This is a genomic window from Mesorhizobium sp. P160927, assembly GCF_057766385.1.
Genome location: NZ_JBYMDW010000001.1, coordinates 5,313,840 through 5,329,431 on the forward strand (window position 1 = coordinate 5,313,840; position 15,592 = coordinate 5,329,431).

Below are 15,592 nucleotides of genomic sequence, written 5' to 3' on the forward strand. Positions count from 1 at the left end.
GCATGAGCTCCTGTCCGCCCTTTCCAACCTCGTTGGCGATCCCGCGCCTTATCTTGTTCTATGCGATGACCGGCTCCCTGTAGCGCTCGCCGTTCGTCATCAGTGCCCAGACCATGCGGGCTGTCTTGTTAGCCAGCGCAACCGCCGCCCCCAAGCTTCTTCACTATTTTCACGACCATTGCCTCCGAGACACCGGCACCGTCGGGTGCTGGCGGGCAGCGCTGCGCTGAAACAGGCGCGGCCACTCGGCCGATGCGCGTGCCGGGATATTCTTAGTTCCTAATGGAACAAAGAGTGCCACGTCAGATTTGAAAAGGTCCGCTGGCTTTGGAGCCGCAGATGGCTGGCTCTCCGCCAGGGCCGGCCGGCTGGGCTGCGCCCGGCATGGCGCAGGGCCGAACGAGACAGGATTACACCCATGAAACGTCTGCCGCATATTCTGCTCAGCTTGGGCGCCACGATGATCTCCACTTCCCTGCTGGGTGCTGAACAATGGGAGGGGTTTGGGATCAAGCATCTGGGATTCGTATTCGACGTTCCGCCGGGGTTCGTGCTTGCCCAGCGCTCCGATCAAGGAGCAGCCTTTGAGGGCAAAAACAAAGCATTTCTTGCGATCTGGGGGGCGCAACTCGGCAAGGCAAGCTTTCGCACCGAGATCGAGCATCGCATTGCCGTGAACGAGAACGACGGCTGGAAGGTGACCTACAAGCGAGTGACCCCGCAATGGGCCAGCTATTCAGGACTGAAGGACGGTCAGATCCTGTATGTCCGGGCTATCAAGATCTGCGGGGACAGAGCGGCATTGTTTACGGTCAACTATGCTCGCAACGAGAAGGTCCCTTATGATCCGCTTATCGTTCGCATGGTCAAATCACTGAAGGTCCAGGGCTGCTAGGCAGCCGGTGGCCGGCGCCGGCTTCCAGCCACCGCGGGTGCCAGCTTCTGTGGCTCGCCCCCGCGGGGCTCCTAGGCAGAGGCGCGCGCTGATACGCCCCCGAGAAGCTCTTGAAGCTCCCCCTTGGGCAGTGGCCTGGACAGCAGAAAGCCTTGGAGCTGGTCACAGCCGAGCTTGCGCAGGTAATCGCACTGGCTTTCGGTCTCCACTCCTTCGGCAGTGGTGCTAAGTCCGGTCGCGCGGGCTAGGTTGATAATCGCCTGAACGATGGCCTCGTCACCGTTGGAGCGACCAAAGCCCTGCACGAAGCTTCGGTCGATCTTGATCCTGTCGACTTGCAGCGTCTGCAGTCTTCCCAAGGAGGAGAATCCGGTGCCGAAATCGTCGAGTGCAAAGCGCACTCCGATGCTGCGCAGAGCCTCGATGTTGTTTCGACATTCGCTCCGTCGCTCCGACAGAGCGCTTTCGGTAACTTCGATTTCGAGCCGCCGCGGATCCATGTGCGTCTCCAACAAGATACTGGTCACTCGCATGGCGAAACTGGGGTTGTTCAGCTGCAAGGCCGACACATTCACAGCCAAGGTCTCGATGGGCCAATCCACCGCGTCAAGGCACGCCTGCCTGAGCACCAGTTCGCCAAGCTTTTCGATCAACCCTGCTTCCTCGGACAGCGGTATGAACAAGTCCGGTGCAACCCAGCCCCGCTCCGGATCAGACCAGCGGGCCAGCGCTTCGACACCCGTCATCCTGTTTGTGTCGGCGGCGTATAGCGGCTGATAGTGGACCTGGATCTGGCCGCTCGCATCGAGCGCGTTGCGCAGGTCCTGTTCCATGCCCTTGCGGCTGGCCAGCGTCAGATCCATCTCGTGCCCAAAGAAGGCGTAGCTGCTGCGGCCCCCCGCTTTGGCATGATAGAGCGCCACGTCGGCTTTCCGCACCAACTCGACGGTGTCCAACCCGTCCTTGGGTGCAACCGCTACGCCGACACTTACGCCGACAAAGACTTGTACCCCGGCGACCTCGAACGGCCGACGGGCAGACTCGATCAAATGCTCGCATAGTGCCTTGACGTCATTCTCGCCGCCAACCGAACGTCGGATGATGATGAATTCATCGCCACCAAGACGCGCCACCGTGTCCGCATCAGTCGTCAGCCGTCTTAGCCGGTCCGCGAACTCCCTGAGCAGCTCGTCACCCGCCGGATGGCCAAAGCTGTCATTAACCTGCTTGAAGCGGTCGAGGTCGAGGTAAAGTATCGCGAGCTGCTCGTCCGTCGACGCCAGGCGCGCCAGTGCATCTGCCAGACGCTCGTTGAACTGACCGCGATTGGGCAGCGCTGTAAGCAGATCGTTGTGAGCGAGGTGGTAGATCCGGTCCTCCGTCTCGATCAGCTTCAACGTCCGCTTGCGAAACCCTATCAGGGCCGTGATGACACCGGCCAGCACCAGACCAAACACGGTGACGAGAACGGGCACGAGTTGAAAGAGGACAAATGCTCCTGGCCGATATGGCCGCCAAACGAAGAAGCCGATAGGTCCAGATCGGTCGACAACGGGATAGGAAGCCTCTCCGGAAGCGAGCTTATCGTGCCAGGAGAACCGCGCGCCATCGAGCAGATAGTCTTGGCGCAGGGCGGTAAGGAAACTGCCGTCGAGGTAGCGAACGGCCACATGCAGGAATTCCTGGCCTGGCACCTGCGCGATGTGGCCACTGTCGGAAACCACGGGCTTGATGCTGACGACCGCGGGATGGCCGGCGATAACGGACATTTCGGAAGCGCCTATTGTGAGCACCTGTTCCGTAACACCTTCGGTATCCCCTCGCTTCAACCTTGCTCTCAAAGTCTGGACCAGAGGCGCAGTGGTCGCGTGTATGGCGCGGTAGGTCCCGGGGTCAGCGGTCGCCCCATCGGTGAATGCGTAGACCGGCGCATCATTGGCATCGAGAATATAAACCTGGTCATGACCGAAATACGTGTGCATCCAGCTGCCGAGATTGGTATCGAGCCATTTCGCATCGCCGCCGCGCAGCGCGTTGACCGCGTCGTCCCAAACCGTGACGCTCTCCTGGTCGTGCGCTACTGCGCTCTCCAGCTTGGACATGATCAGTCCAACCAGACTTTTCTGCCGCGCCGCGGCAACGCTGTCAGTCTGGATCGTGGACCAAAGCAATAAACCTGTCGCGGCTGCTGCAATGAGCAGTGTCACCCCAATGACGGGCAAAGCCGTTCTCATCAGGAAGAGACGACGGGTCGGTTCGGCAAAATGTCGCAGCAATTTCATCAGATCGCTTTAAGCGATGAAGACTTCTGGACCGTTAAAAGGCCCTGCGCGACAGCGCCGGTGCGTGCCCTGCCCGGCAGCCTCGTGTTCGGGGTCGCTGCCTCGCGCGGAGCCGACGCCCCAGGCCGGCGACGAATAGGATGAAATCCAGCGAGAGACGGACGGTGCGGCGGCAGCTAACTGGGTGGGCATCTGGGGCCGCAACGTCAGCAGCCTTTCAGATCAACAGGTCCGCTTCTCGGTTCGTCTATCGGGAGGTATCGCGCGGTACAAAGCGGCTGGGGTGAAACTGCGAGGCTAGGGTTAGACGCGCGATGGGTCTGTCGGCGGGCACGTCGCCATCGCGTATATATACAATTTTGCTAAAATTATCGGAACTCATTGCCCTCCCACGTTTTGACTCCCGATTCCAGGAGTTCGTGTGCGCATGAGTAAGACCGAAGACCGGCTGTCATTCATCGAGTTCCAGTCGCCAATGTTGGTCGAGAAAGCTCCTGACGGCGGCAGCTGGCTTCACGAGATCAAGTATGACGGCTACCGGACCCAGCTCATTGTGGAGGGTGCAAGGGCGCGAGCCTTCACGCGCCGGGGTCACGATTGGTCACATCGGTACAAGAGAATCGTTAAGACGGCGGCGAGCCTGCCGGCAAAGTCCGCGATCATCGATGGTGAGGCTGTCGTTCTGGGCGAGACCGGCCTCCCGGACTACCAAGCCTTGGAACGGGAGCTAGGCAATCCGGGCTCGCCGAGGCTCATCTTCTATGCGTTCGACCTGCTTCATCTCAACGGCAGCGATCTTCGGCAGCGGCCGCTTCTGCAACGCAAGGCGGCCTTGGAGAAGCTGCTCAAGGATTCAGCGCCGACGCTGACCTATGCCGAACATCTCGAGGTGAGCGGCACGGATATGTTCGCGCATGCCTGCCGTATGGGCTTGGAAGGCATAGTGTCAAAGCTTGCCGATTCCCCTTATCGCTCCGGCGTCCAGACAAGCTGGGTCAAGATAAAATGCATCAAGAGCGACACCTTTCCTATCGTGGCTTTCGTAGAGAAGCTTGGCGCTCAACCGCGCCGGATCGCCTCGCTCTACATCGGCAGGCGTGAAGACGACCGGCTGCTTTATGCCGGCAAAGCCCAGAGCGGCTACAGCTTGAGTATCGCGCGACAGGTCCGCGAGCGTCTCGACCCGCTGATTATTGACAAGGCGCCATTGTCGGAGCCGATCGACAAGCCCAAGGCCACATGGGTCAGGCCGGACGTTTTGGCCGAGGTGCAGTTCAGTGGCGTCACCGACCGCGGCATCTTGCGCGAAGCAGTATTCAAAGGCCTCCGTGAAGATCTCATCACGATCCCGGCAAAGCCGCCCGCCTCATCGAAGCGGCGGAATAGGCCCGAGGGACCCGCAGTGCCCCGTGAGAACGTTCTTCAGCTGCTGCCGGACGCGGTCTCGCCTTCCAAGGAAGCCCTTGTGCGCTACTGGGAACAGGTTGCCGAGCAAGCGCTGGTCCATCTCGGCCACAGACCACTGAAGCTGGTCCGCCACGCGAGCGGGACCACTTTCTATCACAAAGGTCCCTTGCCCGATATTCCGGGCGCCGTGCATCAGTTGCGCATCCAGAAGCGCGAGGGTGGGCAGGGTGTCCGCGTGTGGGTGGACGATCTCGCCGGTTTGCTCGGGCTGGTCGAGATGGATGCGGTCGAGCTTCATCCGTGGAACGCTACCATGGATGACATCGAGCGGGCCGACCGCGTCGTGCTGGACCTCGACCCCGGCGAGGGCGTCGAGTGGGAGCAGGTGATCGAAGCGGCGCTGGCGCTTCGCGACATCCTGGAGGCTTCAGGTCTGAAGAGTTGGCCCAAGGTCACCGGTGGCAAGGGCATCCATTTGATGGCCCCTCTTGAGACAAGGATGACCCACGACAACGCCCGGCAACTCGGCAAGTCGCTTGCCCGGTGCCTCGCTGACGCGCATCCCGACCGCTACCTCCTGTCTGCTGCACCGGCGGCAAGAACGGGACGTATTTTTATCGATTACCTCCGCAACGGGAGAGGCAACACGGCCGTGGGCGCGTTCTCTCCACGAGCACGCCCCGGATTTCCAATCGCCCACCCTGTGACATGGGGCCAGGTTGAGCGGGCGGTGCGGCCAGACGCCTTCACCATGGATCAACCTTTCAAGGCAGTCATCAGGAAAGCAGCCTGATTGGACGATGTGAAGCCAGTGCGGCTGTGCTGTGGCAGTGCTGTCAAATTTTGCCGCCACTGCCGCCTTGATCGACAAGCCGGCAGATGCGTCGTGGCGGCGGCAGGACCGGCGCCAGCCTTGTAACCAACGTCATGTCCACGGAGGGCGAGAGCACCTCGTCGCAACCAGCGCGCCGCCAAGGTCCGGTCGGTCAGCCTGTGCTGAAACCCAGCCCCCCCGTCAAGAACTGCAGTCCGGCTCCACGAGAAGCGTGCTATATTTCGCCCAAAGTTGCTCGCAGTGCTGCGCTCTCAAACTTGGTACTCCCGCGTTCCCATAGAAGATCATCGCAGAGCGAACATCGTAGCCCAAAACCGACGCGTTCGCGATAAAGTGAACCGCATCGCCCAGACGGCGAAGTTCAATGGCAGCTTCTTTCTTGTTCGCCGCGTCAAACACGCCGAGAACCCGCACTTCGTCATCGCGCGAGGCCAGTACGGCAGCCATGGCCTCGTCAGTCATCGTCCCCACGACTGGACACGCCATTGCCGCAGAACCGACCCGAGGGTGTCCCCTGCGTTGACATCCGATTCGCACCAGCAACGGTTTCTTCTTTCGTCCTCATTGCCTCTCGCAGCGAGCCAAATAGCGGCAGGCTTCGTAAGACCAATGAGGCACTGACCTGCAAACTCGGCCGGTTCGTCGGTGCTCGTGTCGAATACCGCCCACATTTCGCTTGGTTCCTGAACTGGCAAGAATTTCAAATTAGTCTCCGCTAATTTTCTACCCGAACATAAGCGGAGGCACATTGTTCCGGCGGCGACCCGCCGTTGGTCAACAGCAGTACGATCACGGTTCTTGAAGCCAGACATGCCTAAATTGCCATCCAGCACTGGAAGCGGAAGGGGTCTGCCGAATAGGTGGACGGGTTACCAGCCCGGTAAAGTCGTGCCGCTTCGGTTACGCATGAGGTCGCAGGTATGCCGAATACCTGCCGAGCGGCTCAACGCGGCACTTGTCGTTGATCCGATCCGCACGCATGCAAGCCTGGTGGCGGATCGCAAGCTCACAATCGAGGTTTAGATGGCGCGCGCGATGCTCTTACAGCCCACCCTCGGCAGGTCGCCGATCAAGAAAGGTTAATTGCGACGTTGCGCAACAGCGCAACGGATTTTCGCATACCTTCCATCGGCGTCAGCATCATGTCCTCGTGCTCGATGGACAAGACATCGTCGTAGCCAACCTGCTTGAGCGCGGTACAGAACTGCCGCCACCAGGTCTCACCGTGACCGTAACCGAGTGTGATGTAATTCCAGGCTCGTTCGGCATAGAGGTTTGGTGGGCGCGGATCGAGCGTGCCGTCGATGGCCGCGGCGATGGGCTCGATCCGGGTATCCTTGGCGTGCACATAATAGATGGCCGAGCCGAGCATGCGAATGCCGGCAATCGGATCCGCCCCCATCCACAGCGGGTGACTGGGATCATAGTTGGCGCCGACCGTCTCTCCGACAGCGTCACGCAGCTTGAACAATGTCTGGACATTGTACACGGCTTGATGGCCATGCAGTTCCAGGCATAGTTTGTAAATGCCGAGATTGTTTGAAAACGCCACGAGGTCGCGCCAGTAGGGAATGATCCGCTCCTCCCACTGATAGCGCTGGATCTTGAGGCATTCCGGCGGCCAATCGGTGATGATCCAGTTCGGGTTGGCGTCACCCGGTCCGCCCGGCAGGCCTGACATCATGACGACACGGTCGATCTCCATCAGGCCGGCCAGGCGAATGGTGTCCTGTGTCACACCATGGTGGACCTGCCCCTGCGGGCCCGGGTGCAGCGGATTGCCCGAGCAATTGAGCGCTGCAATCGTCAGCCCGTGATCCCGGATCTTGGCGACGAACTCCTTGCGCGTGGCAGCGCTCGCGAGCATGGCCTGCAGGTCGATGTGGGGCGCTGACGACCAATTGCCGCACGCGAATTCCAATGTCTGAAGCCCAAGCTCGGCCGAGGCGGCTAACATCTCGTCGAATGGGAGGTCGCCGAGGCTGTCTGTAATCATCCCGATCTTCATCTGGAAGCTCCTCGTTTCGATTGCCCTAAAATCTGACCGTCTCGAACCTGCCCGACTTGGCGGAGGCAAGCGCTGCCTCGCACAGGATCATCGCCTTGCGGCCGTCGCTTGCCGTGACCTCGGGCCGTCGCCCCGTTTCGACGCAGGTAATGAAATGATCGATCTCGGCCGCGTAGGACTCGGCATAGCGCTCAACGAAGAAGTAATAGGGCTTGTCGCGCGATATCGCCTTTGCGCCTGACATTTCAACCGATGTCGGCATCCTGTTGCCGGCCCGCAGCATCCCGTCCGCACCATGCACCTCGATGCGCTGGTCGTAGCCGTAGGCGGCCCTGACGCTGTTGTTGATGTGACATTGCCGGCCCGACGACGTGCGCAGCACGAACATCGCGGTATCATAGTCCCCCAGCTTGGCATAGTGCGGCGCGACAAGCGACGACCCGGTCGCGAAGAGCTCGACCGGCTCTTCTCCCAACAGGTTGCGTGCCATGTCGAAGTCGTGAATGGTCATCTCCCGGAAGACCCCCCCTCCTCCCGCCAGCGCTTCCTCGGTTTCCGGTTCCGGATCCCGGCTGGTGATGATGACCTGTTCAACGGCACCGATCTCGCCTTGCGCAAGGCGCGCCTTCAGCGCCCGAAAGCTCGGGTCGAACCGACGGTTGAATCCGATCTGAAAGGGTACAGCTGCCTTCTCGACAGCCGCCAGACATTGATCGGTGCGCTTGAGATCGAGGTCGATCGGCTTTTCACAGAAGATCGCCTTGCCACTGGCGGCCGCGGCCATGGCCAGGTCGGCATGCGTTCTCGTTGCCGAAGCGATGAACACCATGCGGATCGATCGGTCATTCATCACGGTCTGGGTGTCGGCGATCTCGGCCCCTGTCAGGGCCGAGACCTTCGATGCAGCCTCGCGATTCGGATCGACGATATAGCGCAGGCGCACCCGGGGGTGGCGCGCCAGGTTGGCCGCATGCACCTGGCCGATAAGGCCCGCTCCGAACAGACAGACATCGAGCATATCTTTCGTTCCCTAAAAGGCGGCATGGTGTCGGCCATGAGCGTGGCCGCGACGGCGACTTGATTGACGTGAGTGACTGCCCAGCCGGGTCGTCATTTGACGGCTCCCATGGTCAGTCCGCGAACCAGATGGCGCTGCACCAACAGCGCGAAGACGACGATCGGCAACGCGCCGATAACGCCAGCGGCCGACATCGAGGCCCAGTCGGTGTCGATGCGGCCGATCAGCGTGGCGGTGCCGCGTGGCATCGTCATCGCGCGGGGCGTGGCCGTTAGCGCCAGAGCGAACAGGAATTCGTTGAAAGTGACAAGCACGGCAAAGATGGCGGTCGCCGCGAGGCCGGGAGCTGCCAGCGGCAGCGTGATGCGCCGGAACGCGCCGAAGCGGGAATCGCCATCCACCATGGCGGCTTCCTCGAGATCCACTGGGATTTCCCGAAAGAAGCTCTCCATCATCCAGACGCAGAAGGTGATGTTGAAGGCGGTGTAGGTGGCGATCAAACCCAACCAGCTGTCGAGCAGGCCGAGCCTGAGCATCAGCAGATAGACCGGGATCAGGATCACGACCGGCGGCACGATGCGCAGCGTCAGCAGGAACAGACCGACCTTGCGCTCCATCATGAAAGGCAGGCGAAAGCGGGCGATCGCATAGGCGCCCAGGGCGCCGCAGAACAAGGCGATCGTCACCGAGAAGAACGTCACCACCAGCGAGTTGGTCAGATAGGCGCCGAACTGCTTTTCCGTGAACAACCTGATATAATTGTCCAGCGTAGGACCATGTGGATAGAGCGTGCCTTCCTGGGTGATCTCGCGATTGGACTTAAGCGATGTCGAGACAAGCCAGTAGACGGGCAAGAGCACGATGGCCAGTACGGCGCTCATCAGCCCGATCCGCGCCAGACGATTGTTCATGATGCATCGACCCTGCGCAGAAGCCGCACGGCGCTAAGGGCCAGCGCAAGCACGACCAGCCCGATCGTGACGAACAGCGCCGCCGCATAGCCCGTCTGCTGGAATTTAAAGGCGGTGTCGTAGCCATAGATCGAGACCAGCCGCGTCGCCTCGCCCGGTCCGCCCCGGGTGAGCACGAACACCTGGTCGAACGTGCCGAAGGCGTCGATCGTTCGCAGCACGATGGCGATCGCCAGCACGGGCCGCATCATAGGAAAGGTAAGATCGGCAAACACCCGCCAGGTGCCGGCGCCATCGACGCGAGCGGCCTCGAAGGGTTCTTGCGGCAGCGACTGCAGGCCGGCCAGAAGGATCAGGAACATCAGCGGCGTCCATTCCCAGACGTCGAGCACGACAAGGCCGATGAAGGCCTTGATGGGATTTCCGAGAATTTGCACCTGGCCCCCGCCCATCCACTCGGAGACTGCCGTCAGCATGCCCGCGTCGCTGGCATAGATCAGCCGGAAGACGATGGCGACCACGACCGGTGTTATCACCATCGGAATAATCAGGATGGTCCTCAGCAGGCGGATGCCGCGAAATTCGCGCAAGCAAAACAGCGCCAGGGCAAAGCCCAGAATTGCCTCGAAGGTGACCGACAGGGCGACGAATTTGACCGTCACCAACAGCGAATTCAAAAACTGTGGATCGCTCCACAGTTTGATGTAGTTGCCCATGCCGACATCGGCGACTACCGAGCCATAACGATAGACCTTGGTGCTGGCGCGCAGGCCGTCCCACAAGGGATAGACGAGCACGCCCAGCACGATCAGCAAGCCTGGCGCCAGCATGAGATAAGGGAGGGCGAGGTCGAGCCCCGCCCCCTGCAGACGGTATTTGCGGCTCTGCGTCCCGCCATTTGGCATCAATAATAACCGACAGAAGACAGGTACTCCTTGACCTGCTTGGCGGCCGTGTCCAACGCGGCCCGGCCACCCGAGCCAGCCTGCAGCGCCTTGTTGAGCTCGATGCCGAGCAGTTCCTCGACCTTGGCCCAATCTGGCGTGCGCGGCCTTGGCAGCGCTCCAGCGTCGAGCTGCTGCAAGGCGACGGGGATCAGCCGGTTGCCGGGCTTGGCGACGCCGAAGGCGCTCCGCTTGACCGGGATGGAGCCCGCTTCCGACAGCTTGGCCTGGACGTCGGTGCTGACATACCATTTCAGGAACTCGACCGAGTTGGCCTTGTTGGGCGCCGATTTCGGAATGCCGGCAATGAAGATGCCCATCTGGGCGATCGCCGCAGTCTGTTTCGGCACGACGCCGAAATCGAGCTTGCCAGCCACCTTTGTCTGCGTCGGGTCGTCGGCCTTCAGCGCATTGCCGGAATATTGGATGATAGCACCTGCTTCGCCGCCGAGGATCGCCGCGCCTTCCTGGTCCGAGTCGAACTCGACGACGCCGCTCGGCGCGTTTTGCTTCATGGTGCCGACGAAGAATTCGGCCGAGGCTTTGCCTGCGGCGGAATTGAAGACCGGGTTCCACTTGTCGTCGAAGAAGGAGCCACCAAACGACAGGAAGACCGGGTACCAGCTGGTCACGATCGGATTGCCGGAAACGCCCCGGAAGACGACCGGATATTTGATCTTGCCCGCCGCCACGCCTTCCTTGCCCTTGGCGATGACCTCGTCCCAGGTTTTCGGCGCGCCGCTTGTGTAGACATCGTTGCGGTAAGTCAGCGTCTGCAGATCGCCGACGAACGGCACGCAGATGAGCGCTGGCGCGGCAGTTTCAAAACCCTTCACGCGCGGGCCTTTCTGGGGCGGCCAGTAGCCCATGTCGATCATCGAGCCGATCCAGTCCTTGTCGCCGCCATCGATGCCGGCCGCTCCAAGATCCTCCAGCACATTGGCGGCGCCGAACTGCGGCACCCAAGGATCGTCGAGAAGATAGAGGTCGTATTGGCCGGCGCTGTTCTTGGCGTCGGCGAACCACTTCTCCAGGGTTACGCCATATTCATCCTCGAGGAACTCGATGTCGAACCCGGCATCCTTGGCCAGAGGGATGATCTTCTGTTTGAACGGGGTCAGGCCGCCGTCGGCGAAGGCGCCGATGATCACCTTCTTGCCAGCGGTGCTCGCCGCGACAGGCAGGCCCAATGCCGTAAGGGCCGTCGAGGCAAGTGCGAGGCCAATTCCCCCCTTGAGCACGGAACGGCGAGTAAGTCTGCTAATGCTGGACTGCGTCATTTCACTCTCCATCACTGTTGACCCTATGGACGGCCGTCAGGCCGGCGGAATTGAAGAAGCATGCATTCGACACATCGAAAGTGAGCCCGATGTTGGCGCCCACCGTGCCCCTGAAGTCGCGGCCTGCACGGACCGAAACATTGCCGCTGCCGATGCGGACATTGACCAAGGTCTCGTTGCCCATCGGTTCGACGACATAGATCTCGCCGGGCAGCGCGGCCCGGGTGCCGGGTGCCGCAACACTCATGTCTTCCGGCCGCAGTCCGATCTCGACCGCCCCGGCAGCGCGGCATGCCGCCAGCCGGGGCGCCTCTATCGGAACCAATGCTCCGCCGACTTCGATGCATTGTTCGGCAAGCGCGACCGGCAGAATGTTCATCGGCGGGTTGCCGACGAAGGTGGCGACGAAACGGTTGGCCGGGCGGTCGTAGATATCGCCCGGCGGCGCCATCTGCTGCAGTTCACCGGCGTGCATGACCGCTACGAAGTCGGCCATGGTCAATGCCTCTACCTGATCGTGCGTGACATAGAGGGTGGTTGCGCCAAGCCGCTGGCAAAGCCGTTTGATCTCGCCGCGCATGGTCAGGCGCAGGCGTGCGTCAAGATTCGACAGCGGCTCGTCCATCAGGAAAGCGGCCGGATCGCGAACAATGGCGCGCGCAAGCGCCACGCGCTGCCTCTGCCCGCCCGAGAGCTGGCGCGGCCGGCGATCGAGCAGGTGGCCGATCTCGAGGACCGCGGCGACCTCGTCGATCTTGGCTCGGCGCGAGGCATCTGGCATGCCGCGAATCCATAAGGGATAGCCGATATTCTCACCGACAGTCATCTGCGGATAGAGCGCATAGCTCTGGAAGACCATGGCGATGTCGCGGTCGCGCGGCTGCAGCCGGGTCACCTCACGCTCGCCGATGAAGAGCTTGCCCGCGCTCGGCATGTCGAGACCGGCAAGGATGCGCAACGCCGTCGTCTTGCCGCAACCCGAAGGACCGAGCAGGGCCAGGAACATGTGGTCGGGAACGGCAAGGTCAAGCGAGCGCAAGACGTTCAGCGCGCCGTAGTTCTTGACCACATTTTGGTACAGGACAGAACTCATTGCCGCTCCCCAGCGCGCCCCAAGCGTATCAATTCTCCCGTTCGTCGACCTCGAAACCGGCTCCGAGGGCCAGGTCGCGCAGGTTGCGATAGCCCATCTTCGCATAGGTAAGGGGATGGGCCTTACTCGGATCCTGTTCGGCCTCGACCACCAGCCAGCCGCTATAGCCATTGTCGGCAAGCATGCCCAAAAGCGTCGAATAGTCGATGGACCCATCGCCGGGCACTGTGAAGATGCCTCCCATCACCGCGCCCATGAAGCTCATATCCAGGGCGCGAGCGCGCTTCAGCACATCGGGCCGCACATCCTTGCAATGCACGTGAACGACGCGGCCGAGGTGATGCCGCAGCAACGTCTCGGGATCGCCGCCGGAGAACACGCAATGGCCGGTGTCATAGAGCAGGCCGACGGCTTGCCCCGAACCGGCCATCAGCCTGCCGATCTCGTGATCCGTCTCGACGATGGTCCCCATGTGGTGGTGAAAGGCCATGCTAACGCCAAAATCGGCGAACCGTTCAGCCAGTCGCGTTATCTTTTTGCTGTAGGACTCCCACTCGTCTTCAGCAAGCTTGGGACGCTGCGAGATTGGATCGTGAATGGCGCCATGGCGGCCGCGCGACGTATCGGCGTAGACGACGTGCTTGGCGCCGAGGTCGCGCAGCAGCGTCAGATGCGGCAGGATGGCGTCGAATTCCTCCTCGACCTCCTTTTCGCAGATCCGGCCATCGTACCAGCCCGAGACCAGCTTAAGGCCGTAGGTCGCGAGAACCGCGTCCAGGTCCTTGCTGGCACGCGGGAACTTGCCGCCGAGTTCCGTTCCCGCGTAGCCGGCTTCGGCCGTTTCGGAAAGGCACACCTCGAGTGGCGTATCCCCGCCCAGCGCGGGCACATCGTCATTGCTCCATGTGATCGGATTTATGCCTATGCGGACAGCCATCATCGTTCCTCATCGGACAGGCCGGGGGCATTTGCTGGCGGTGCCTCGTCGAAACCAATCAGGTCGGTGAGGCGTCTTGCGGTCTGTCTGGGCCCGTCGTTCCCTCCTCTTTTCATTTAAGCGCCGATCTGTCTCCATCGCGAGAGCCAGTTCGGTGAGAAGTGAAGGTGCCAGTTTCACTCGCCGCGGCGCTCGTTTAAGCTCGATCCGCTCTCATACCGCGAGGCTTTTCCGATGCAGATATCGAGGCGCAAGCGCCAAGGCTTTCCGATGGACGCGCTGATCATCGATCGGGCAATTGATGAACCGATCCATCGCCAGCTCTATCGTCAGATTGGCGCGATGATCCGTGAGCGTCGTCTGGCGCCCGGATCGGAATTGCCCTCGTCGCGCGCGCTGGCTGAGGATCTGGGTCTCGCCCGTAACACCATCGTCGCCGCGTATGACCAACTCGCTACGGAAGGTTATCTTGCGAGCCGGCAGGGCGCTCGACCGGTGGTCATCGACCTGCCCGTGAACTCGACCGATCAAGGCGGCAAACCCACGGCCATGGCAATCCACCGTCCGCTTTCGAGGCGCGGCGAGAGCCTCATGCGGCAACCCTTCCATCATGGAGCGCCGGGGCGCTTTGCCTTTCATCCGGGCATGCCGGACCCGCAGAACTTTCCGTTTGGCGTCTGGGGCAGGCTGCTTGCACGCCGGGCAACGTTTGGCGCCGACATGTTGTTCGGCACCTATCATGTGACCGGCCTGCCGGCGCTCAAGGAGGCGATTGCCGGCTACCTGATCTCGGCCAGGGGGGTGCGGTGTTCTCCCGAACAGATCGTCGTAACGACGGGGGCGCAAGCGGCGTTCGATTTGCTGGCGCGTCTGCTGCTCGATCCCGGCGACACGGTCTGGCTGGAGGAACCGGGCTATTACGCGGCCAGGGCGACCTTCACCGTCGCTGGCGCCAATATTGTGCCGCTTGTGGTCGACCGCGACGGCTGGCAGATGAACCAGCCCGAGGTTTCACCGCGCCTGATCTATGTGACGCCCGCCTGCCAGCATCCCTTGGGGATCACGATGCGCATGGACCAGCGGCTGCGGCTGTTCGAAATCGCCGAGCGCAACAATTCGTGGATCATCGAAGATGATTTCGACGGTGAGTACAGATTTCAGGGAAGGCCGGTCCCCGCCATACAGAGCATGGATTACGCTGACCGGGTCATCTATGTCGGCACCTTTGCCAAGCTGCTGTTTCCGGCGCTCAGGCTGGGCTTCATGGTCTTGCCCGCCGCCTTGTGCGAGGGCATTCCGCATGCGCTGAGCACCACTGGGCAGTTCGCACCACTCCTGCTGCAGGCGGCGCTGGCCGATTTCATCGATGAAGGGCACATGACCCGCCACCTCAAGCGCATGCGCCGCATCTACGCCGAGCGCCGCAAGCTTTTCTACGAATTGTGCCAGACCGAATTGGCCGATCACATGACCCTTTCGGCGGCGGAAGCCGGAATCCAGGTCGTTGCTTGGCTTCACGAAAGTTGCGACGATCGGGCGGTCGTGCAATGCGCCGACAAACTCGGTGTCAACGCATCGCCGCTTTCGAAATATTACTGGTCATCCTCCGGAAATGGCCTAGTGCTTGGCTATGCCGCCTGCAACAAGGCCGATAGCGAAGCGGGAATCCGACGTCTGCGCCAAGCCATCGAGCAAGTGCGCACTTTGTCATGAGCCCGTCTGCCTGTCATGCAGCGGGAGCAAGCATCACCTCGAAATCCTAGCCATGGCTTTGCCGAACGATGGGCTGCGCAACTCACCCTGCGGACCTGGCCGCTGAACGGTCTCGGGCCGGCAGCTCCACCCCGACCCTTGCGCAAATCGTAAGATTGGCCGTGTGAACCCGAAGGCGGCGCCATGATCGCTACGATAAGCCAATTCCAGCCGTTGCTTCGAATTGACTTCGGCGACACCCCACGATGAGAGGCGCTGGCAATCTCGCC

General features: G+C 61.5%; 12 protein-coding genes. 3 read left to right on the top strand and 9 right to left on the bottom strand.

Translation table 11 applies throughout. The annotated features are described in order from the left end of the window. Positions 1-418: 418 nt before the first annotated feature. Positions 419-895 carry a hypothetical protein gene (locus tag AC3CB8_RS25995; protein ID WP_023794378.1) on the top strand — a complete coding sequence of 159 codons (477 nt, stop codon included), beginning with the start codon at positions 419-421 and terminating at the stop codon, positions 893-895. Positions 896-966: 71 nt separating this feature from the next. Here AC3CB8_RS25995 and AC3CB8_RS26000 read toward each other — a convergent pair whose 3' ends face one another. Further along, a complete protein-coding gene (locus AC3CB8_RS26000) occupies positions 967-3,177 on the bottom strand; it encodes a putative bifunctional diguanylate cyclase/phosphodiesterase (RefSeq protein ID WP_352563506.1) in 2,211 nt (736 codons plus the stop codon). A gap of 427 nt (positions 3,178-3,604) precedes the next feature. On the opposite strand from AC3CB8_RS26000, the gene ligD reads away from it, so the two are divergent. After that, a complete protein-coding gene (gene ligD, locus AC3CB8_RS26005) occupies positions 3,605-5,377 on the top strand; it encodes a DNA ligase D (protein ID WP_352595356.1) in 1,773 nt (590 codons plus the stop codon). A gap of 222 nt (positions 5,378-5,599) precedes the next feature. On the opposite strand, the gene AC3CB8_RS26010 is transcribed toward ligD, so the two are convergent. From AC3CB8_RS26010 to iolE, 8 genes are all read right to left on the bottom strand, one after another. Further along, complete coding sequence (locus AC3CB8_RS26010) at positions 5,600-5,881, bottom strand: hypothetical protein (RefSeq protein ID WP_023773559.1); 282 nt, start codon at positions 5,879-5,881, stop codon at positions 5,600-5,602. A 607-nt stretch (positions 5,882-6,488) separates the two neighbouring features. Beyond that, positions 6,489-7,427, bottom strand: coding sequence for a sugar phosphate isomerase/epimerase family protein (locus AC3CB8_RS26015; protein ID WP_352563504.1), 939 nt, complete (start codon positions 7,425-7,427; stop codon positions 6,489-6,491). 25 nt (positions 7,428-7,452) lie between these two features. Then, positions 7,453-8,445 carry an inositol 2-dehydrogenase gene (gene iolG / locus AC3CB8_RS26020; RefSeq protein ID WP_023773557.1) on the bottom strand — a complete coding sequence of 331 codons (993 nt, stop codon included), beginning with the start codon at positions 8,443-8,445 and terminating at the stop codon, positions 7,453-7,455. 92 nt (positions 8,446-8,537) lie between these two features. Further along, positions 8,538-9,356, bottom strand: a complete 819-nt coding sequence (locus AC3CB8_RS26025) for a carbohydrate ABC transporter permease (RefSeq protein WP_352563503.1) — start codon at positions 9,354-9,356, stop codon at positions 8,538-8,540. Further along, the gene (locus AC3CB8_RS26030) at positions 9,353-10,261 is read right to left on the bottom strand and encodes a carbohydrate ABC transporter permease (protein WP_352563502.1); all 909 of its coding nucleotides are present in this window, start codon (positions 10,259-10,261) and stop codon (positions 9,353-9,355) included. The genes AC3CB8_RS26025 and AC3CB8_RS26030 overlap by 4 nt, the downstream gene beginning before the upstream one ends. After that, entirely contained in the window at positions 10,261-11,580 is a 1,320-nt protein-coding gene (locus AC3CB8_RS26035; RefSeq protein WP_352563501.1) for an extracellular solute-binding protein, read from the bottom strand. The genes AC3CB8_RS26030 and AC3CB8_RS26035 overlap by 1 nt, the downstream gene beginning before the upstream one ends. A gap of 1 nt (position 11,581) precedes the next feature. Continuing rightward, positions 11,582-12,673 carry an ABC transporter ATP-binding protein gene (locus tag AC3CB8_RS26040; protein ID WP_023781580.1) on the bottom strand — a complete coding sequence of 364 codons (1,092 nt, stop codon included), beginning with the start codon at positions 12,671-12,673 and terminating at the stop codon, positions 11,582-11,584. A gap of 28 nt (positions 12,674-12,701) precedes the next feature. After that, positions 12,702-13,610, bottom strand: a complete 909-nt coding sequence (gene iolE, locus AC3CB8_RS26045; protein WP_352563500.1) for a myo-inosose-2 dehydratase — start codon at positions 13,608-13,610, stop codon at positions 12,702-12,704. Positions 13,611-13,844: 234 nt separating this feature from the next. Between iolE and mocR the strand changes: the two genes are divergently transcribed. Beyond that, positions 13,845-15,323: a rhizopine catabolism transcriptional regulator MocR gene (mocR, locus tag AC3CB8_RS26050; protein ID WP_352563499.1), complete on the top strand. Its 1,479-nt coding sequence runs from the start codon at positions 13,845-13,847 to the stop codon at positions 15,321-15,323. The last annotated feature ends 269 nt before the right edge of the window (positions 15,324-15,592 follow it).